The sequence below is a fragment of the Pedobacter psychrodurus genome (genome assembly GCF_032678585.1).
In the GTDB taxonomy this organism is placed as follows: domain Bacteria; phylum Bacteroidota; class Bacteroidia; order Sphingobacteriales; family Sphingobacteriaceae; genus Pedobacter; species Pedobacter psychrodurus_A.
On the sequence record NZ_JAVTSN010000056.1, the window covers coordinates 23,301 to 42,817 of the forward strand.

Annotated in this window: 15 protein-coding genes; 5 read left to right on the plus strand and 10 right to left on the minus strand. The window is 39.1% G+C overall.

Going from position 1 to position 19,517, the window contains the following annotated elements:
- Positions 1 to 6 precede the first annotated feature (6 nt).
- Positions 7 to 966 carry a D-glycerate dehydrogenase gene (locus R2S57_RS26300; protein ID WP_316847895.1) on the plus strand — a complete coding sequence of 320 codons (960 nt, stop codon included), beginning with the start codon at positions 7 to 9 and terminating at the stop codon, positions 964 to 966.
- A gap of 84 nt (positions 967 to 1,050) precedes the next feature.
- Here R2S57_RS26300 and R2S57_RS26305 read toward each other — a convergent pair whose 3' ends face one another.
- From R2S57_RS26305 to mutL, 6 genes are all read right to left on the minus strand, one after another.
- Positions 1,051 to 3,777, minus strand: coding sequence for a carboxypeptidase regulatory-like domain-containing protein (locus R2S57_RS26305; RefSeq protein ID WP_316847896.1), 2,727 nt, complete (start codon positions 3,775 to 3,777; stop codon positions 1,051 to 1,053).
- 404 nt (positions 3,778 to 4,181) lie between these two features.
- Entirely contained in the window at positions 4,182 to 4,814 is a 633-nt protein-coding gene (locus R2S57_RS26310) for a nitroreductase family protein (protein WP_316847897.1), read from the minus strand.
- A gap of 542 nt (positions 4,815 to 5,356) precedes the next feature.
- On the minus strand, positions 5,357 to 6,469 hold the full coding sequence (locus tag R2S57_RS26315) for an endonuclease/exonuclease/phosphatase family protein (RefSeq protein ID WP_316847898.1): 1,113 nt from the start codon (positions 6,467 to 6,469) through the stop codon (positions 5,357 to 5,359).
- Entirely contained in the window at positions 6,469 to 7,323 is an 855-nt protein-coding gene (locus R2S57_RS26320; protein WP_316847899.1) for a rhomboid family intramembrane serine protease, read from the minus strand. Before R2S57_RS26320 ends, R2S57_RS26315 begins: the two co-directional genes overlap by 1 nt.
- Positions 7,316 to 8,017 carry a rhomboid family intramembrane serine protease gene (locus tag R2S57_RS26325; protein ID WP_316847900.1) on the minus strand — a complete coding sequence of 234 codons (702 nt, stop codon included), beginning with the start codon at positions 8,015 to 8,017 and terminating at the stop codon, positions 7,316 to 7,318. The genes R2S57_RS26320 and R2S57_RS26325 overlap by 8 nt, the downstream gene beginning before the upstream one ends.
- Before the next feature lie 179 nt (positions 8,018 to 8,196).
- On the minus strand, positions 8,197 to 10,035 hold the full coding sequence (mutL, locus tag R2S57_RS26330; protein ID WP_316847901.1) for a DNA mismatch repair endonuclease MutL: 1,839 nt from the start codon (positions 10,033 to 10,035) through the stop codon (positions 8,197 to 8,199).
- Between the two features lie 777 nt (positions 10,036 to 10,812).
- On the opposite strand from mutL, the gene R2S57_RS26335 reads away from it, so the two are divergent.
- The 3 genes from R2S57_RS26335 to R2S57_RS26345 all read left to right on the plus strand — a co-directional run bounded on the left by R2S57_RS26335 (position 10,813) and on the right by R2S57_RS26345 (position 14,968).
- Positions 10,813 to 11,376, plus strand: a complete 564-nt coding sequence (locus tag R2S57_RS26335) for a helix-turn-helix domain-containing protein (protein WP_316847902.1) — start codon at positions 10,813 to 10,815, stop codon at positions 11,374 to 11,376.
- Positions 11,377 to 11,529: 153 nt separating this feature from the next.
- Positions 11,530 to 13,164, plus strand: a complete 1,635-nt coding sequence (locus R2S57_RS26340; protein ID WP_316847903.1) for an amidohydrolase — start codon at positions 11,530 to 11,532, stop codon at positions 13,162 to 13,164.
- Entirely contained in the window at positions 13,151 to 14,968 is a 1,818-nt protein-coding gene (locus R2S57_RS26345; protein WP_316847904.1) for a serine hydrolase domain-containing protein, read from the plus strand. The genes R2S57_RS26340 and R2S57_RS26345 overlap by 14 nt, the downstream gene beginning before the upstream one ends.
- A gap of 76 nt (positions 14,969 to 15,044) precedes the next feature.
- Here the strand turns inward: R2S57_RS26345 and R2S57_RS26350 are convergent, their stop codons facing one another.
- The 4 genes from R2S57_RS26350 to R2S57_RS26365 form a co-directional block, all read right to left on the minus strand.
- Positions 15,045 to 15,764 (minus strand): sterol desaturase family protein, encoded by a 720-nt coding sequence (locus tag R2S57_RS26350; RefSeq protein ID WP_316847905.1) that lies wholly within the window; start codon positions 15,762 to 15,764, stop codon positions 15,045 to 15,047.
- A gap of 70 nt (positions 15,765 to 15,834) precedes the next feature.
- Positions 15,835 to 16,422, minus strand: a complete 588-nt coding sequence (locus R2S57_RS26355) for a Crp/Fnr family transcriptional regulator (RefSeq protein WP_316847906.1) — start codon at positions 16,420 to 16,422, stop codon at positions 15,835 to 15,837.
- Positions 16,423 to 16,571: 149 nt separating this feature from the next.
- Positions 16,572 to 17,414: a DUF6929 family protein gene (locus tag R2S57_RS26360; protein WP_316847907.1), complete on the minus strand. Its 843-nt coding sequence runs from the start codon at positions 17,412 to 17,414 to the stop codon at positions 16,572 to 16,574.
- A 92-nt stretch (positions 17,415 to 17,506) separates the two neighbouring features.
- Positions 17,507 to 18,469, minus strand: coding sequence for an isopenicillin N synthase family dioxygenase (locus R2S57_RS26365; protein WP_316847908.1), 963 nt, complete (start codon positions 18,467 to 18,469; stop codon positions 17,507 to 17,509).
- Between the two features lie 361 nt (positions 18,470 to 18,830).
- Between R2S57_RS26365 and msrA the strand changes: the two genes are divergently transcribed.
- Positions 18,831 to 19,430 carry a peptide-methionine (S)-S-oxide reductase MsrA gene (gene msrA, locus R2S57_RS26370; RefSeq protein ID WP_316847909.1) on the plus strand — a complete coding sequence of 200 codons (600 nt, stop codon included), beginning with the start codon at positions 18,831 to 18,833 and terminating at the stop codon, positions 19,428 to 19,430.
- The last annotated feature ends 87 nt before the right edge of the window (positions 19,431 to 19,517 follow it).

The following is a 19,517-nucleotide window of genomic DNA, read 5'->3' on the forward strand; positions in this document are numbered from 1 at the left end:
TAAAACATGAAAGTATTTATAAGTGGCAACATTGCTCCGGTTGGAATAAAGGAACTGGAAGAAAACAATATTTCAATTACCCAATGGAAAGCAAACAGGCAGATTACGGCCGATGAACTGATTGCTGCCTGCCAGGATCAGGATGCCTTGATCAGTGTTGGTCCGAATCAGATTAATGCTGCATTTCTGGAAGCCTGCAGTCACTTAAAGGTTATTGCTTTACATTCTGTCGGTTACGATCAGGTTGATGTAGCCGCGGCCAAGCGTTTAAATATCCCAATAGGAAACACACCCGGGGTTTTGAGCGGAGCAACTGCCGATACAGCTTTTTTGCTGATGCTTGCCGTATCGCGCAAGGCTTTTTATTCGCATAAAAAAATTATTAAAGGCGAATGGAAAAACTATGAGCCAACTCCCGAACTGGGCATTGAGGTAAATGGCAAAACCCTTGGGATTTTTGGTTTAGGGAAAATCGGGTTGGAGATGGCTAAAAAATGCATCGGTGCCTATCACATGCCGGTAATTTACCACAACAGGTCGCGTAACGAAGAAGCTGAAAAAGAAATCGGCGCAAAATATGTCACCTTCGAAGAACTGCTGGCACAGAGCGATGTCCTCTCTATCCATACTGCGCTTACGCCTGAAACCAAAGGTAAGTTTACGCTTGATGTTTTTAAACAGATGAAACCCAATTCCATTTTCATTAACACCGCTCGGGGCGGTATCCACAATGAAAAAGATTTAATCCAGGCCTTAGAAGAAAGGATAATATGGGGAGCAGGTTTGGATGTCACCAATCCGGAGCCAATGGATAAAAATAATCCGTTATTATCGATCGAGAGTGTTGCTGTTTTACCACATATTGGTTCGGCTACCGAAGAAACAAGGGCAGCTATGGCACAGCTTATTGTTAAAAATATTTTAGCTGGTTTAAAGGGCGAGAAATTGCCTTATGAGGTGGTTTGAGATGTAAGGTGTAAAATGTAAGATGGTTGATGGGGAGCCTAAAACTATAATTCCATCATCCATCTTACATTTTCCATCAACTACCTACTTAACAAGATACTTAAATACCGATCTTCCTAAATTTCCGTTTGCATCTATACCTTCAATAATCACTTTGTACTGGCCTTTACCATCTGCATTGTAATATTCGAATGAAGCATTACCTGTAGCATCGGTTATTACTTTAGGGTTCCAATAAATGGTAGTTCTTAAATCGTTGCGGTTCATACTGGATGCGACCTCATATTTTGGAGAATAAAACTGTTTCTCTTTGTTATAACCTTGTGGTGAAAAAGTAAGCTCGTAATATTTTGGAAGCATATCCATTAACTGGGCCTTCGAGATTTTAGTTCCTTTAGGTGCTTTCTTCTGGTTAAATACGATTACCCCGTTTACATTGTTTGCACGGTTAACCAAACCTAAATCATCTCTCAGGAAAATCTCAACCGATTCAATTTGGTTGGCATCTAATGTGTTGATCTGGTTTACATCTACGTTCATTCCGTTAATGAAAATACCCATCGGCACTTTTTTACCCTGGTTGTAATCTCTGCTTACGTAGAAGTTATTGTCAGCAAAAGTTACGCCTGCAAGCATCCCCTGTAAACAGTTGATCAGTAATCCGCAACCTTTTAAACGGTCGCCTGAAATTTCATGATCAGCCATTTGGCTTAATCCGCTTAATGCCGGATAATCCTTATGACTTACCTTAGGAACCACCGCGGCTTTAATGGTTACATCTTTTAGGGTGTGTAAATAAGCATATTGTCTTTTGCTATTGTCTAAATAACTGGTTAAAGCACTATCGATATTCAAAACCTCTTCAGCCGCGCTAAAATTTCTGGTGAGCGTAGGAACAGGCGCACCATTTAAGCTTAAGGTCATGTTTTTATAGTTTACATTGTACTTGGCCGTAATGGTCACTTTAGACGAATCGTTGAACATCAGGTTTTGGAACTTAAAGTTTCCAACAGGATCGGTGGTACTTTCTAAATTAAAACGTTTATCGGGTATGGTTAACAATAAGGCGCCTTTTCTAACAGGGATACCATTGTTTTGACGTAAAATACCGGAGATTTCGATGCCTTGCTCTGGTAAGAAATCGATCTTAGGCAATTTATTGGCAACAATATCAGCGTATTTAAAGCTGCGGTAGCCTTGCGTTAATAAAAGGACATCTAAATCGGCATTTTTCTTTGCATCAGGTGCATTGAAGTAATAGTTTGCTTTTTCGATATAACCCTTAACATCACTGCTTAATAACAGTCCTGTTAATATGGTACTGGTTGCGTCCTCACTCGATGGAACTTTTGTTTCATCCACTACAGCCACCGAAAAACTACCTTCAACAGGAGCGCCATCTTTTTTAGCCGCAACGTTTATCTTCACTTTTTTCTTAATCACATAAGTAGTTGCGGCACTGGTTAAAGTTACCGCCATGGTATTTTTGTGCTGCACAAATACCAACCTTTCGCTTAGAGGTTTGCCAAATTCGTTGAACAAAGTAAACTGGGCAATTCCGTTAGGGAATTTAGATTTCAATACAGATGTATTGTACTCTTTGTTTGATAAGGCTGTTTGGGCACCATAACAAATCACACCTTTGCTTTGTGCGATTAAATAAAGTTTTTTGCCTTGGTTCTGTTGGAAGAAGGCATCATTTGCCGCTATTTTTATAGCAATATTATCGGCGTTGCTATTATCGATATTGATCGCAACACCATCTGCTGCAACTGCAGGTAAGTTGTAATTCTGGGTAGTACCATCAGCATAGTTAACTGCGGCTTTGTAGGTTTTGCCAGCTTCTGCAAGTAAGTTGAAACTGCCCATGCCTAAATGTTGCGCCGTAAAGGTAGCAACTGTTTTACCATCATTATCGGTAACGGTACCTTTTGAGCCAATGCCTAAACCATCGCTTTTAATGGCTTTAAAGGTCACTTTGGTTGTTAAACCTGCAATTAAACTTCCTCCCTCGGGGAAAAACTGGAAATCTTTGCTCACTATCGCATTTTTAAGCTGAAAGGTACTGTTGGCCAAATCTTTATCTGTAGTGTTAATGCTGGTAATCAGTTCGCCTTTTTGCAACTGATACTCTGCCTTTTGCGCGTTGCTCATGGCGATGGTTAAATAACCATTGGCGTCTGTTGTACCCCGACCTTTAGCAATTACCGTAAAACTGGTCACCACCTGCCAGCTTACATTTTTGTTGGCATAAGGTTTATTGTTGGCATCTTTAAATTGTACCCTTGCATCAATTTTTTCAAGTTTATCGGTAGAGGTATTTTTATAGGTGATATGCGTTTTTACTTCCTTATCGATGGCTTCGCCAACATAAAATGTTTTGTTAAAGTAAGCAGGGTCTTCACTGTTCAGCATCCATAAAGTATAAGCCCTGATGTGATAATTGCCTTGTTTGTAGTTCACCTGATCTAATGGGAAACTGCCATATGCGAAACCACCGGCAATAGGTAGTTTTAACGTTTGAATAAGGGAGTCTTTTTGATTAATAACATCCACATAAATGATTTTACTGATGCCCGATAAGAAATTCTGGTTTTCGGTAACATAAGCCTTAAACCAAACGGTATCGGCAACAGCATAATATGGTTTATCAAAATGAAGGTAAATTTTTTCAGCAGGGTAATCACTTAAAATCTTGTTGGTTTTGCTGATAAGTGTGTTTATACCTATGGTATCGGTTTGTGCCGACGAAGAAAAACTGAATGCTGATAAAAGTGACAGGATTATAAACGATAATCTAAAAATCTTCATGAACTGGATATTAAATACTAAGATGGTAAATATATCCAATTATAAATAGAGCACATAAAATGTGGTGATGTTTAACATTTTTTTACAAAACTTTTCTCAGAATATCGTTATCCTGAACTTGTATCAGGATCTTAAAATAACCGTTACAGATGCTGAAACAAGTTCAGCAGGACGGCTTGACGGAAGGCTTTTTCATATCGTCCTTGTTTGTAATGAGGATGAAAAATAGCGGCGATTTTATCGCCAGAAAAGAACTTTTGATTATTGTACCACATTGCAAATGTGATTCTCATTAATCCTCGTTGCAAACGAGGACTATATTGCCGCCAAACAGATTCTCCTTAAAACAAAACAGGCCACTAAAATAGCGGCCTGTTTTAAATTATGATGATGTGTTTGCCAAATTATTTAAACTCGATTAAGAACTCTTCTTTAGGTGAACGCACCTTTTTAAGGTTTACCAACCAGTCGCCGGCTTCGTCTCTGTTTCCTAAAGGCAACAGGGTTACGCTTTTTAAACCTTTTTTATCTAAGCCTAAAAGTTCGTCTAGTGCTGGTCCATTAAAACCTTCCATTGGCGTAGCATCAACTTTTAATAAAGCGGCTTCTGCAATTGCAATACCAAAACCAATATACGCCTGACGGGCAGCATGGTTAAAGTTTTCTTCAGCCGTTCTAGATAAGATCATGCCTTTTAATTGTGCTTTGTAAGCATCAGTTCCACTTTCTGGTAAGCCACGCTCATTGTTCATTCTGCTGAAAACAGCATCAATACCTTCTTCTGTATAGTTTTCGTTGGCGGCGAAAATTAACAAGTGGGATGAATCGATTACTTGTGATTGGTTATAGGCAATGGGTGCAATTTTCTCTTTTAATTCCTGGTTGGTTACTACAATCACTTTAAATGGTTGCAAGCCAGACGATGTTGGCGCCAAATGTGCAGCTGCAATAATTTTATCAACCTTTTCTTGTTCAACCGGCTGACCGTTCATTTTCTTAACGGCATAACGCCAGTTTAGGGCATCTATTAAACTCATATCTTTTAATGGTTTTTTTAAATTTTATACCGCAAATATGGGGATAAGCGATACAGCTATTGTTGATGTATGGTAAGAAAAAAAAATAGCTAGTAAATAGGTCGTCATTTCCATACTTGATCATTTCCATGGTTCGTGTCTCCACAGACCATAAGAATATCTTGTCTTACCTCCCGAAATAAAAGCATATTACTATTTATTGAATTAGGAAATGATCGACCTGTGGTTCTTGGCGGTTTTCAGTCTCGCTTTCGCTTATAGTCCTCGCTGCGCTCCGGGCTATTCCGCTCTATCGCCTGCCTGCTGCAAGCAGGGGTTTAGGAACAATGGTTCTGCACCCTGCAACCGCTCAAATGAAATACTCATGTGGCCATCTAGCCGCCTGCCCGAACAGACGGGCGGTTGAAGTGTTACCCTGCAGCAACGAGGTACGAGGAAGCGAAGCGTATAAGCGTAAAACGGGAGCAGACGTATTGTTTTGTACAGGCCCTGCGCTCCAAATAAAAAATTGACTATAGCCGGAATAAAGTTTTAAAAAAAAATTAAGGGATAAACCTCAAATCGCTGCGTACCGGAAAGTGATCGGACAATTTAGCCTGGGTAATTTTGTAATTTAATACCTCTAAATCTTTCGAAGTGGCAATATAATCGATCTGAAAATTCGGGAACTTGCCATTATAGGTTTTTCCGAAACCGTTGCCTTTTTTAATAAAGCTGTTGTTTAGTCCGGCGGTAATTTGGGTAACCACATAAGAAGCCGGTGTATCGTTAAAATCGCCTGCAATAAGGTATGGTGTTTTGCAGGTAGCCATTTCCTTTTTCATAATATCTACCTGACCGCTGCGTTTCAAAAATGCATTTTTCAACATCCTTAATATCCGTTTAGAGGGCTGCAGTTCGGTGTTCATTTCCTTCACCTTATCGAGGTAATCATAATCCTGCTTTTCGAAAGATATCGACTGAAAATGTACATTGTAGACCCTTAATGTTTTTCCCTTGATATTTAAATCGGCATAAATGCTCATGTTACCCGGGAAACCTTCAACAAAAGGAATTTTACCAGAATCTTTAATCGGGAATTTAGAGAAAATAGCCAGGCCAACAGCCTCATATTCGTTTTTGTTGGTGGGTACAAAGTAATAGTATTTTGTGTTCAATAATGCCTTTAGACTATCAACCGTATCAAATGCACCTTTATAACGCGTAAAAAATTCCTGAAAACATATGATATCTGGGTTTTGATCCTTCACCACCTGCAGCATTTTTTCTTTTACCGATTCGGTATTGTCTTCGCCGTATAGTTTAAAGCTGTGCACATTGTAAGTCATCATTCTGATGCTGTTCTCTGCTTTTTCTGAGAGGCCTTCATCGCCGCCAATGGCAAAGGTTGCTTTTAAAGTTTTTGCACCGAGAACGATAACCAGAACGGTAGCGATGGCGAAAATCCATTTTTTGCTTAAAAGCCACCAAACCAAAAAAATAATATTAATGAATAACACAAAAGGGTAGGCCAGGCCAAAAAAAGCTATAAGGGCATGTTTTCTAGGATCCATATTTCCGGCCAGTACCCCCAATAGCAAAGAAAATGCCAATACAAGGGCAATGGGTAAGAGGACTTTATCCAGGAAACTGTATTTCTTCTTTTTTGTTGCCATTAATCTTTGCTTGCCTTAAATAGTTTTTCTTTTTCTACTGCAGTTAATTTATCGTATCCTGAAGTCGATATTTTATCTAAAATGGCATCTATTTCCTGTTGAGAAACACCACCTTTAAATTCGGGTTTTTTAACGGGTTTTTCATTGCGAACCACTTTTAATTTTGGTTTACGCTCGAATAATTTGCTCCAGTCTCTTCCATTTTGCAGGCTTTTAATAAAAGCAAAGCCCAATAATGCACCACCGATATGGGCTAAACTTCCACCAGCATTTACGGAGCCGATGGCAATAAAATCGAGTACAAAATATATAATGGCGATCCATTTAATTTTGACCTCACCAAAGAAAAGCAACATGATGGTGTAATTGGGTACCAGCGTTGCCGCAGCAAAAATGATAGCCATTACAGCCGCAGAAGCGCCTACAATGGTTACGCCTGCCAAGCCACTGGCATAAAGTGGAAATATATTTAAGACAGCAACAGCAAACAAACCGCCAAACAAACCGCCTGCCAGGTATACAAAATGAAACTGGCGGCTTTTTAAGAAATTCATGAATATATTGCCGAACCAAAATAAACCAAGCATATTAAACAGGATATGCAGAATCCCATCATGAATAAACATGTAGGTAAATAAGGTATAAAAACGCTCAGGTAATTTTGAAATGCTGGCGGGTAAACCTAAATAATCGCTTACAAATAAATCAATAACATCGCCATGGCCACTTAGCTTGCTAAATACGCCAATAACCGCGATCACTAAAAACAGGATTACATTAATCCCAATGTAAAAGAACAGTGGATTGCCTGATTGAAAAACCTTGTATTTTAAATCTTTGAAAGTATTATTCATAGAGGGTATAAAATGTATCGTTTTTATCTTTCCATATTTTAACAAGTATAAAGCCAATTAATGCACCACCCAGGTGGGCGTAATGGGCAATAGAATCTCCCTGTATGGATGCGATGCCTAAAGATAACTCTACTAAAATATAAATTGGAATAATATATTTTGCTTTTACCGGAACTGGAATAAACATAATAAACAACTCTGCATTGGGGTAAAGCATGCCAAAAGCAACCAATAAGCCAAAAATGGCACCCGATGCACCAACCATGCCGCCATAATAAATTCCGCCTAGAGTATCCATTTGAGCCTGACTGGTAATGTGTTTTTGCCAGCCATCAAATAGGGTAATTTGACCAATAATCTGTTGAACTTCAAAAGCTTGTACTGCCCATTGCAAAAATAGAGCACCTAAGCCGGTGATGAAATAAAAGGTTAAAAACTTTTTGGCCCCCCATCTCGATTCGAGAAGGCTGCCAAAAGAATATAGTGCGAACATGTTGAAGAATATATGTGCTATGCCGCCATGCATAAACATATAAGTAATAGGTTGCCAGACTCTAAAATTCGGTGAATTAAAATAGAATACAGCAAGTAAATTATCAAGCTTAAGGTTAGGGAGCAAGCTTGCAGCTGCGAAAAATAAAATGTTAATAATCAGTAGGTTTTTGACTACTGGTGGGATATATATGTTATTCATTTAATTTTTAAAATTGATTAATCGGTTAATTGTTTTTTCATCCCTTTCTCCTTCAAAAGACAGACGTACAGGCCGCTTACACCAGGCTTTCCGACTTTTTCGCCACCTAAGGACATCTAAATTTGCTTTGGCCTTTTGCCATTGGTCTTCAGACTTCCGACATCGGAATTCCCGACTTCCTAACTCTTCTCAAACTTCTTATCCAGCTCTGCCAAAGTAATGGTTTGGATAACCGGTTTACCGCTCACGCTAAAGTTAGGCGTTTTACAGGCAAAAAGTTCATCAATCAGTGTATTCATTTCTTCCTGTCCAAGACTTGTACCCGCTTTAATGGCGCTGTTTTTGGCTAAACTTCTGGCAAGGCTATCGCGTTTACTCAGTTTTAGTTCTTGTTGCGAGTTTTTAAAGCCCTCTATCAACTGTTCAAATAACTGTGTTTCGTTAATATTGCTGCTGCCCAGATCAACAGGCACACCTTCTACTACCAACGTATTTTTTCCAAATTCGCGTACATCGAAGCCCAAACTTTTTATATCGTCCAGTAAACTTTTGGCCAGTTCGAAATCGTTGGCATTAAGTGTAATGGTTTGCGGAAATAAGCTTTGCTGTGATGCACCTTTGCGGTCATCCAGATGTACGAGAAAACGTTCGTAAAGGATCCGCTCATGTGCCATTTGTTGGTCGATCACCATCAAACCCGATTTGATCTGCGAAACAATATAACGGTTGTGCAACTGCATATACTGTTTTTGCTTGGTTTCCAAAACGGTTTCATCAGCATATATTGAGGTTTGCTCAACAACGGGCTGATCGGTTATTTCGTAAAGCGAGCCCCAATTTTTTGCACTTGGTTTAGCTTCGTAATTTCTTGGCGAATTGGCATATCCCGATACAGAAGTGCTATCGCTGGCAAAAGGATTAAAATCCGGATTAAAATTAATGCTCGGCGGTACGATGTCTTCAACCGCTTTATGGGTAATCATGTTACTGAAACCTGTTTCCTGGTCAAAATCTAAAGTAGGCGAAATGTTATAACGGCCAATTGAACGTTTAACCGCCGATTTCATAATCGCATAAATGGATTTTTCATCCAGGTATTTAATCTCCGTTTTGGTAGGATGTACGTTTACATCAATTTTTGAAGGATCGATTTCGATAAACAAGACATACAGCGGATAACTGTCGTCTGGTAATAACTCTTCGAAAGCCGAACTTACCGCATGGTTTAAATAAGGATCTTTAATGAAACGGTTATTCACAAAGAAAAACTGCTCGCCCCTGGTTTTTTTTGCAAAAGCAGGTTTGCCGATATATCCTTTTAGGTTTATTATAGTGGTTTCTTCTTCAACAGGAACCAGCCGTTCGTTATAGTTGTTGCCAAAAAGGTGGACAATGCGTTGTTTTAAATTGCCTTTTGGCAGATTAAATATTTCAACACCATCGTGGTGCAAACTAAAAAATACACCCGGGTGCGCCAGTGCCACGCGTTGAAATTCGTCCAGGATGTGGCGCATTTCTACCGGATTGCTTTTGAGGAAATTCCTGCGGGCCGGCGTATTAAAAAATAAGTTTTTAATCGAAATCTGTGTTCCCGCTGAAGTGGCAACGGGCTCCTGGTTGGTTACCTGTGCGCCTTCGATGGTAATACAGGTGCCAATTTCATCCTCATGTCTGCGGGTTTTCATTTCTACCTGCGAAATCGCTGCAATCGAAGCCATGGCTTCGCCACGAAAACCCATCGTACGGATGGCGAATAAATCTTCTGCTTTTTTTACCTTAGAAGTGGCGTGGCGTTCGAAACACATTCTGGCGTCGGTAACGCTCATTCCACAACCATTATCAATAATCTGAATCAGTGCTTTACCTGCATCTTTTACTACCAGCTGGATTTTATCTGCGCCAGCATCTATTGAATTTTCGAGCAATTCTTTTACCGCAGAGGCAGGTCGTTGAACAACTTCTCCGGCAGCAATTTGATTGGCAACAGCATCAGGCAATAAGTGAATAATATCAGTCATGTATTAAGGCAAAGTGAATTCGCTAAATTATGCAAAATAAGCTTAATGAAACCGATTTGTTTAAAACTCAACATGTAAATGACTGTAAGTAAATAGAATTAATTGCCTGGTAGGTTTTATTTTCTTTAGTTGTCATTCCGAACGCTTGAAGAATCTATGTGGGGAAGAATGAATTGCTTATGTTTCAATTTCTTATTTCTTTTTTTGAAAAGCAGGTTCCTGTGTCAATCGGTTCCGGTAGTCCTGCTGTACGCTATATCTTTTGGCTACCCTTCTGCTGCGTCCAGGGTGACCGCCAAAAGGATGTCGCTTTCATCAGGTTTATTTCACTGGGGCCAGTCGCATCAATGCAGTGATCAATTGGCCTGTTTACCAAGAGTCGTCTTCCTGAACTTGTTTCAGGATCTATAAACAAAAAAAGATTGTTATTTAAGAGAATGCTTGGTGTTCTGTGAGGACACAGACCACGGGTTGAAAAGGATATTCTGGATAGGAAAAAGCATATACTGGACATAAAATAATATACTCAGTAATAGAAAAAGTATATACTGGATATGAAAGAATATGTCTGGAAATAGAAAAAGCATATTCTGGATAGGAAAGAATATACTCAACGATAGAAAAAGGTGTTTCGGAGGTGGAAAAACCCAGGCTTGTTCAATAATCATTGTTAAATAATACCACTAAGCGGCAAGTGGCATTAAAATGGCGCAAACAAGTCGTGGCTAAATGTAGATCTGATACTTTACATTTGTTTTATGCAATTATTAAATAAGTATGAAGTTATCGGATAAGGTAAAGGAACTGAGAAGCCTGTATGGATTTAGTCAGGAAGAATTGGCAAAACAAGCTCAGTTGAGTTTGCGCACCATTCAGCGTATCGAACAGAATGAAACCGAAGCAAGGGGTGATACTTTGATGAGATTGGCGCAGGCTTTTGATTTAAAACCTGTTGATTTAACCAGTGAGGTGCAAAAAGAACAGTATCAGCTGATTCCGCTCTTAAACCTCTCGGCACTGAGTTTTATTATTTATCCGATATTGGGTTTCATCGTGCCCTTAGTTTTGTGGTATTTTAAACGCAACGGAGATACCCGGCTGGATGAAGCAGGCAAAAAGCTCATCAATTTCCAAGCCACCTGGACTTTGGCCATCGTCCTCTTGTATAGCCTGACCATTCTTGCTAAATTAATGCATTTTGGAGGCATCTTTAGGATTTACACCTTTATGATTTTGATTGGTGGCTTTTACGCCTTAAATTTTATACTTATTTTGATAAATACTTTCAGAAGCAAAAAAAATAAAGAAATAATTTACAAGCCGGCAATTCCGTTTTTTTAAAGTTTAAAGGCTAAAACTTAAGTGTTCTGTGAGGACACAGACCACGGATGGAGACTAATTCCGTGTCTCGGTGGCAAATAATTCTTTACGCAAGTCATCTCTGTAAAACCGAATTTACAAAAGCAAATGATTTCATTTTCTATCTTTATCGGTATGAAATCCATTTTATACAACCTCTTTCTGGCTTTACTGTTTACTTCTTGCACCAAAAAAGAAGCAGCGGATGTAATCGTTTATAATGCCCAAGTTTATACAGTAAACAGCAAGTTTGATGTAGTGGAGGCTTTCGCTGTAAAAAATGGTAAAATCCTGGCGCTTGGTAAAAGTGATGATATCAAATCAAAGTATGCAGGCAAAGAAGAAATTAATGCTGAGGGCAAAGCGGTTTATCCAGGTTTTATAGATGCACATGCACACTTTTATGGCTACGGACAAAATTTGCAAACCGCCGATTTACGAGAAACAAAATCCTGGGATGAGGTACTCGCCCGTTTAACCGATTTTGCCAAAACACATCCCGATGGCTGGTTAATCGGTAATGGCTGGGACCAAAACGATTGGGAAAACAAAGCTTTCCCCACAAATGAAAAACTAACCGCTCTTTTTCCCGGTCGCCCGGTATTTTTATACCGTATTGATGGGCATGCTGCAATTGCCAATCAAAAAGCTTTGGATGAAGCAGGCATCAAAGGCGAGCAGAAACTGGTAGGTGGTGATATGCTCATGCAAAACGGTAGGTTAACCGGCGTATTAATCGATAACGCAGTAACTTTAGTAGAACATAAAATTCCTTCACCGGATGCTAAACAGGCCGAAAAAATATTTGTAGATGCACAAAAGAACTGTTTCGCAGCAGGCTTAACCACCATTGATGATTGCGGCTTAAGTTATTTAGCGGTAGAGTTTATCGAAAAACTGCAGAAAGAGAATAAGCTTAAAATGAGGCTTTATGTAATGCTTTCTGATGAGCCTGATAATTATCAATATCTTTTTAGTCGCGGGCCAATTAAAACCGAAAGGCTAAATGTTAGGGCATTTAAAGTGTATGTCGATGGTGCTCTAGGCTCACGTGGTGCGTGTTTGCTTCATGCCTATAGCGATATGCCCGGTAAGACGGGCTTCCTGTTGAGCGATCAGAAACACTTTGAAGAAGTAGCCAAAAAAATTGCCGCCAATCATTTCCAGATGTGTACCCACGCCATTGGCGATTCGGCCAACCGCGTAATCCTGAATATTTACAATAAAATTTTAAAAGGCAAAAACGATCAGCGCTGGCGTATTGAACATGCCCAGGTGGTTAATACAAACGACTTTGATCTTTTTGGAAAAGCAAGTATTGTGCCTTCAGTGCAACCTACACATGCCACTTCCGATATGTATTGGGCTAAGCAGCGTTTGGGTGCCGAAAGGTTAAAAAGTGCTTATGCCTACAAACAATTGCTGAAGCAGAACGGTTGGATTCCTTTGGGTACCGATTTCCCGGTCGAAAACATTAATCCATTATTAACGTTTTATGCAGCAACGGTGAGAGCGGATGCAAAAGGTTATCCGAAGGGCGGTTTCCAGATGGAAAATGCATTAACACCCGAAGAAGCATTACGTGGAATGACCATTTGGGCGGCAAAAGCGAATTTTGAAGAACAAGAAAAAGGAAGTTTGGAGAAAGGAAAACTGGCCGATTTTGTCATGCTCGACCATGATATTTTGAAATCAACACCACAAAACATATTAAAAACCAAAGTATTAAAAACCTATCTGAACGGAGAAAAAGTATATGAAGCGAAATAGATTGTATATCCTGGCTGTAGCAACCTGCTGCAATGTTTTATGTTTAATGGCTTGCGCACAGGAGCATACAGCGAATGAGAAAAAACTCTCCATTGCTAATGCCATTTCTGGTACAACGGTATTGTTGAATAATCAAGATGCGATTGTGCCTTTAAAATCGCTCGAAAAAAAGAATATTGCTTCGGTAAGTCTCAGCTTTGCCTACAGTTCGGTATTCGATAGTTTGGCCAATAAATATGATAAAATCACTTCTTTTTCTGCTGATGCCTATAAGGATAGTCTGAATTTGAATGATTTGGAAGATGATCTTAAATATTTTAGTACCATCTTAATCAGTATCGACGATCAGAATGTAAATAAGCCGAAATACATTAATTTTATTAATAGTATCAGTAAAAACAAAGCGGTTATTATTTCTTTTTTCGGCAACGGACCAGGGTTAAAATCGTTTGACCTGTTGAAATCGCCAATCGTATGGACGGCTCAGAATAATGCAGATGCGGCTGCGATTGTTCCCCAATATATTTTTGGTGGTATTGCCGCATCGAATAAGTTAACCACGGCTTTTTCTGCCCGTTATACCATGGGATCTGGTTTTACTACAAGCGCCATTCGTTTAAAATATACCGTACCTGAAGATGCAGGCTTAAATTCGAATAACTTAAAGGAAATTGATGCCATTGCTTCAGAAGCAATCAGTCAGAAAGCAACCCCCGGATTGGTGGTTTTAGTTGCTAAAGACGGAAAGGTCATCTTTAACAAAGCCTACGGTACGCATACTTACGATACCAATGTACCCGATAAAGTAACCGATATTTTCGATCTTGCCTCGGTAACCAAGGTAACCGCCACTACACCTGCTGTAATGCGTTTGTTCGAAGAAGGAAAGTTAAAGCTCGATACCAATATTGGGGCTTATATCCCAAAGGCGCGTACCACACCGATGAACAACATTCAGGTACGCGAAGTGATGTTGCACCAGGCAGGTTTTATTCCCTATATCCCATTTCACGATTATGTGAAAACTGGCGATTACAGCAGAGATTCGTCTGCAGCTTTTCCAACCAAAGTAGCCGATAACTATTATATTAAAAAGGGCTTTTTTAAGGATTTTATGTGGCCTAAAATGCTCAATTCACCAATTAGAACGCGGGGAAAATATGTGTACAGCGATATCAGCATGTATGTGATGAAGGATATTGTAGAACACATTAGCGAAGAGCCTTTAAATCAATATGCCTACGAAAATTTCTATAAACCTTTAGGTATGCAGACTGCAGGTTTCTTGCCACGCAACCGCTTTAAACCAGAGCAGATTATCCCGACAGAAGACGATAAATATTTCAGAAAGACTTTGCTTGTGGGCTATGTTCACGATCAGGGCGCGGCTTTGGCTGGAGGTGTTTCTGGTCATGCAGGTTTATTTGCCAGCGCTAACGATCTGGCCATTATCTACCAGATGCTGTTAAACCGTGGCACCTATGGTGGCGTAGAGTATTTCAAAAATGCAACGGTAGATATGTTTACTTCAAAACAATCGAATGTAAGCCGTAGGGGCTTGGGTTTCGATCGTTGGGACCCAGACAGTACCAAACATTATCCTTCAGAGTTGGCTTCGCCACAAACCTATGGCCATACCGGTTATACCGGAACCTGTGTTTGGGTAGATCCATCACGTGGTTTGGTATATGTTTTTTTATCTAACCGCGTTAATCCTACAGTTACCGATAAGTTATCCAATCTGAAAATCAGGGGAAGGATCCAGGATGTGGTGAACAAGGCGATAGACGAATCGAAAAAATAAACCTGGTTTAAATTCAGAGTTGTCAACTTTAATAGCCACCTGGCTAGAAAGTTGACAACTCTCTGAATAAAAATGATCAGTGTTTATGTACATCTTTAAACCTGATCATATCGAATAGCCGTTGTTCCTTTTCATTGTCGAAGCCGCACGAACTTTTAAATTCTTTAGGATTCTCGTAGGTGCCGAATAACATGTCCCACCAAACAATATCTCCATAATTATGACTGTGTTTTTCATACTCATGATGAATGCGGTGCATCTCAGGCCGCTGGAAAATGTAACCAATCCATTGCGGGGTTTTCACATTGGTGTGATAGAAAAACTCTCCTAATGCGGTACACAATGTATAAATGGCTCCGGCCTCGGGGCTTAAACCCAATAAGGTGTAAACTAAAAGACTTCCAATAATCGAATTTACAGTCATCTCCAACGGGTGTTTATAAAAGGAAGTAATAACTTCTAACCGTTGCGGGCTATGATGGATTTGATGAAAGCCCAGCCATAAAAAGTCTATGGTATGTCTCCAGCGGTGCCACCAGTAAAAAATAAACGTTGCAATAAAGTAAGCAATAATTCCACCAAGCCAATTAGGGGTATAATTTGAAAGATGGAACAACGAAATGGAAGAAAGCCATTTTTCCCAGGTAAAACCCGCCAGTACAACAATGCTCAGTTGTATGAAATTTACGCCTAAAACCCTGATGGTCCAGGTAGATACTTTTGGTAATTTCCAGCCGGGTTTAATTCTTTCGATCAGAAAACAGCATCCGAATACGATAAAGATGATCACTAACATAGATTTGAGATTTAGTTATCAAATCTAGGGAAGGATAAGTTGGTGACTTTTGATAAAAGTCAAAAAACACTTATTTTCTAATTCTGCTTAATGTTTCTTGCGAGATACCCAGATAAGACGCTATATGCCCTAAGGAAACACGTTGAAAAAGCTGGGGATTCCGCTTAAACAATTGTTCGTAGCGCTCTTTGGCACTCAGCATCCGCAACTCATTGGCTTGTATCTCATTGCGGATGTAATAATACTCCGTCAGTTTTCGGCCAATTAAATTGAACTCCATAAATTGTAGGTACAGTTCATCGAGTTTTTCTTTTTTTACCACAATTAACGTTGAATCCTCCAAAGTTTCAATATACTCGAAGCTGGGTTGCCCTGTAAAGAAACCATAAACAGAAATCAACAATTCATTTTCGAATAAAAACCAGGTATTGGTCTGTTTGCCTTCTTTGTCGAGGTAATATACTCTTGCAGCTCCTGAAACAATAAAATAGATGGTATTGCTACTTTCCCCTGCGCTTAACAGTGTAGTTTTTTTGTTGACCTGAGCAATGTGACTATTCTGAACAATAGCCGATTTTAGTTCCTCAGTAAGAGGATGAATGGCGTTAAAAACAGCAAATAAACTTTGATAATTTTCTAAATAATCCTCTTGTAGCATAATTCTTTTTTAAACGGGACGCTATCATTAAATATGGGATTAATCAAATGTAAGATTTATATGTCGTTTATGTAAGTGTGGATATTTTTTTATTGATCTTACGAGTTGACTTTATTAGCCGGTTGCTGAAAAGTTGACGACGCTTTTAACTAAAAATGGATTTCCAACTTATATATTATCGTTTTAAGTTCTTCTGTATCGCGATCCTCGCACAAAAGAAAGGTTGTACTGTGTTGATTTTGTTGAAGCAGTGTAATGCCTTCAAACTTGTGTTTACCTGTAATTTTATTGCTAAAGGTTAGTTTTGAAGTCTGCAGGTCAATACTGCCGATAAAACTACCCAGGATTTCTCCGTCAGCATATGTTGATTTGGTATCTTCTGCTGTGGCAATAAAAAATATTTCATTTTCTATCAATACCGCATCCGTGAACGAGGATTCCATATGGTCAATATTTGGGAGTTTAAAGCTGTTGAAGCTGGCGCGCGCTGCATTTTCCAAATTTGCTCCTTCAATTTTAAATATGCCATTTTTCGAATCCGCCCCATTGCCACGGTTAAAAAGTAACCATTCGGTACCCGTAAAAATTGCGCCTTCGAGGTTGAAATTCTGGTTGTCTATTTTGGCGATGGATTTAAGTAGGATATACGTTTTAGTGAGGTCTTTTCGAACCACCTTTTTTGTTGTGAGATCGAATTCGATCATCAGGTTTCTTTTAAGCGTAGAGCCAGAGCCTAAAATGTATAATTTATTGTTGTGCTGACAAAGCATTTCGAAATCAGGCTTTAAGGGTTTAGGGATGTTTTCGAGTTGGGAAATTGCCTGATCAAATAAAACCTGAATTTTGTTCAGCTGATGGGTTTTAATATCATACGCATTCAAATAAGCACTGTTATCACCAATAATATACAATAAATCGCCAGCCATGAATAGGCCCGAAGCAGAACCAATGCCCTCAATCTCAGCAAAAACGGTTAAATGTGTGGAATACATAATTTAAAATAACAAAAAAAGCACCGGTTTTGGCCGATGCTTTTAGATTTTTTGTTTGCGATTTGCTAGGACTCCAAACTGAAAACTCCAAACTACTTTTTCAATCCAATTTCTCTTAATCTTTCATCCAAATATTCTCCGGCAGTCATGTCGCTATAGGCTTTAGGATGTTCGGCATCAATAGTTGATGGTAAACTGGTTAAATCCATATCACTGCGTGGGTGTAAGAAAAATGGAACCGAAAAACGTGAAGTCTTCATCAACTCGCGCGGCGGGTTAACCACTCGGTGTGTAGTTGATTTTAATTTATTGTTGGTTAAACGTTGTAACATGTCGCCAACATTTACCACGATATCAGTATGGTGTGCCTTAATAGGTAACCACTCATTGCTTCGGGTTAACACCTCCAGGCCATCGGCACTGGCACCAATTAATAAGGTAATTAAGTTAATGTCTTCATGTGCTCCTGCACGAACGGCATCATCAGGAATGATTTCAGGGTTTTCGATCGGGAAGTAGTGGATGCCTCTTAAAATCGAATTTCCATTATGCACATGTTTGTCGAAATAATTGATCGGCAGTTCCAGATAAGTAGCAATGGCACGTAATAAATGCGTTCCGTTTTCTTCCAGTTTTTTATAGGTATCGCCCGTTACTTGATTAAAGTCAGGTAATTCCGCTAAAACTTCGTTATCAGGATATTCATTTTTAACCGGATCGCCATCTGTTACTTCCTGACCGATTTGCCAGAATTCTTTTAAATCGGGAGTTTTAGCGCCTTTCGCGGTTTCTTTGCCTGCACTGGTATAACCGCGTTGACCGGCCAGTTCTGGTTTCTCGTATTTTCTTTTGGTTTCAACAGGAAGCGAAAAGGCCGCTTTAATGTTTTCGTAAAGTTTATCAATTAATTCCTGGCTTAAACCATGGTTGGTAATGGTAACAAAACCCGAATCGTTAAAAGCCCTGCCCAATTCATCAGAAAACTTTTTGCGGTCTTCGGCTGAACCATTGATGTAAGAGCCTAAATCTAAGCAAGGAATATACGGTGTAGACATAATTTTAAATTTTAATGTTATACGAATTTAAAAAAGAATTGTTAATAAGTGCGTTTGGTCTGTAGATTAGCGGTTTAAAATTTTATGAATCAATGTTTTAAGTTGTTAACATTAACACTGAAATCCACAAATTGTTGCGATTGTCACACAAAATCCATTATAATTTAAACACAAACTACAGCTTAATTTATTTCGTATAATTAGGTAGAAAATAATCCGGTTTTAACTGTAAGGTTGATCGGTTATTTGCGACTAATAAAATAAACACATATACACGAAATGAAACCATCATGATTTTCCATGTCAACAATAGATAAAAATCATGATAGCCTCATTACAATTAAAAACAAATAAACACACAATGAAAAAAATAATTTTAATACTACTAGCGGTGTTGGCCTTAAACCAGGCGAATGCACAGGGAAAAAAGACAGAGAAGGCTACATTCGGAATGGGTTGTTTTTGGTGTACTGAAGCGATATTTCAACGTTTAAAAGGTGTAACTTCTGTTAAATCTGGGTATGAAGGCGGTACTTTAACCAATCCAACTTACGAAGAAGTGTGTACAGGTGCTACGGGGCATGCGGAGGTTTTAGAGATTACCTATAACCCGATGGTGATTTCGTATGACGATTTGTTGGAAGTTTTCTGGAAAAGCCATGATCCAACAACCTTGAACCGCCAGGGTGCGGATAGCGGTACACAATACCGTTCTGTTGTTTTTTACCATACTGCTGAGCAAAAAGCTTTAGCAGAAAAATATAAAGCAGAGTTGAATAAAACCAATGCTTATGGTAAAAAAGTAGTAACAGCCATAGAAGCCGCAAAACCATTTTATATCGCAGAAAATTATCATCAGAACTATTTCAATAAAAATGGAAGCGAGCCCTATTGCAGATTGGTGATCCAGCCTAAAATAGAAAAATTGGAAAAAGTATTTAAAGCTAAACTTAAAGATTAATATATAAGGTTATGGAGCCCTGTAATAAACATTGCAGGGCTTTTTGTTGTTGTGCGCCGGGCATGGCAATCGACTATAGGGTTAAAA

What these genes read in the sequence shown, in the direction of transcription:
- R2S57_RS26300 (WP_316847895.1), top strand. Translation starts at nt 7, where the DNA reads ATGAAAGTATTTATAAGTGGCAACATTGCTCCGGTTGGAATAAAGGAA.
- R2S57_RS26305 (WP_316847896.1), bottom strand. Translation starts at nt 3,777, where the DNA reads ATGAAGATTTTTAGATTATCGTTTATAATCCTGTCACTTTTATCAGCA.
- R2S57_RS26310 (WP_316847897.1), bottom strand. Translation starts at nt 4,814, where the DNA reads ATGAGTTTAATAGATGCCCTAAACTGGCGTTATGCCGTTAAGAAAATG.
- R2S57_RS26315 (WP_316847898.1), bottom strand. Translation starts at nt 6,469, where the DNA reads ATGGCAACAAAAAAGAAGAAATACAGTTTCCTGGATAAAGTCCTCTTA.
- R2S57_RS26320 (WP_316847899.1), bottom strand. Translation starts at nt 7,323, where the DNA reads ATGAATAATACTTTCAAAGATTTAAAATACAAGGTTTTTCAATCAGGC.
- R2S57_RS26325 (WP_316847900.1), bottom strand. Translation starts at nt 8,017, where the DNA reads ATGAATAACATATATATCCCACCAGTAGTCAAAAACCTACTGATTATT.
- mutL (WP_316847901.1), bottom strand. Translation starts at nt 10,035, where the DNA reads ATGACTGATATTATTCACTTATTGCCTGATGCTGTTGCCAATCAAATT.
- R2S57_RS26335 (WP_316847902.1), top strand. Translation starts at nt 10,813, where the DNA reads ATGAAGTTATCGGATAAGGTAAAGGAACTGAGAAGCCTGTATGGATTT.
- R2S57_RS26340 (WP_316847903.1), top strand. Translation starts at nt 11,530, where the DNA reads ATGAAATCCATTTTATACAACCTCTTTCTGGCTTTACTGTTTACTTCT.
- R2S57_RS26345 (WP_316847904.1), top strand. Translation starts at nt 13,151, where the DNA reads ATGAAGCGAAATAGATTGTATATCCTGGCTGTAGCAACCTGCTGCAAT.
- R2S57_RS26350 (WP_316847905.1), bottom strand. Translation starts at nt 15,764, where the DNA reads ATGTTAGTGATCATCTTTATCGTATTCGGATGCTGTTTTCTGATCGAA.
- R2S57_RS26355 (WP_316847906.1), bottom strand. Translation starts at nt 16,422, where the DNA reads ATGCTACAAGAGGATTATTTAGAAAATTATCAAAGTTTATTTGCTGTT.
- R2S57_RS26360 (WP_316847907.1), bottom strand. Translation starts at nt 17,414, where the DNA reads ATGTATTCCACACATTTAACCGTTTTTGCTGAGATTGAGGGCATTGGT.
- R2S57_RS26365 (WP_316847908.1), bottom strand. Translation starts at nt 18,469, where the DNA reads ATGTCTACACCGTATATTCCTTGCTTAGATTTAGGCTCTTACATCAAT.
- msrA (WP_316847909.1), top strand. Translation starts at nt 18,831, where the DNA reads ATGAAAAAAATAATTTTAATACTACTAGCGGTGTTGGCCTTAAACCAG.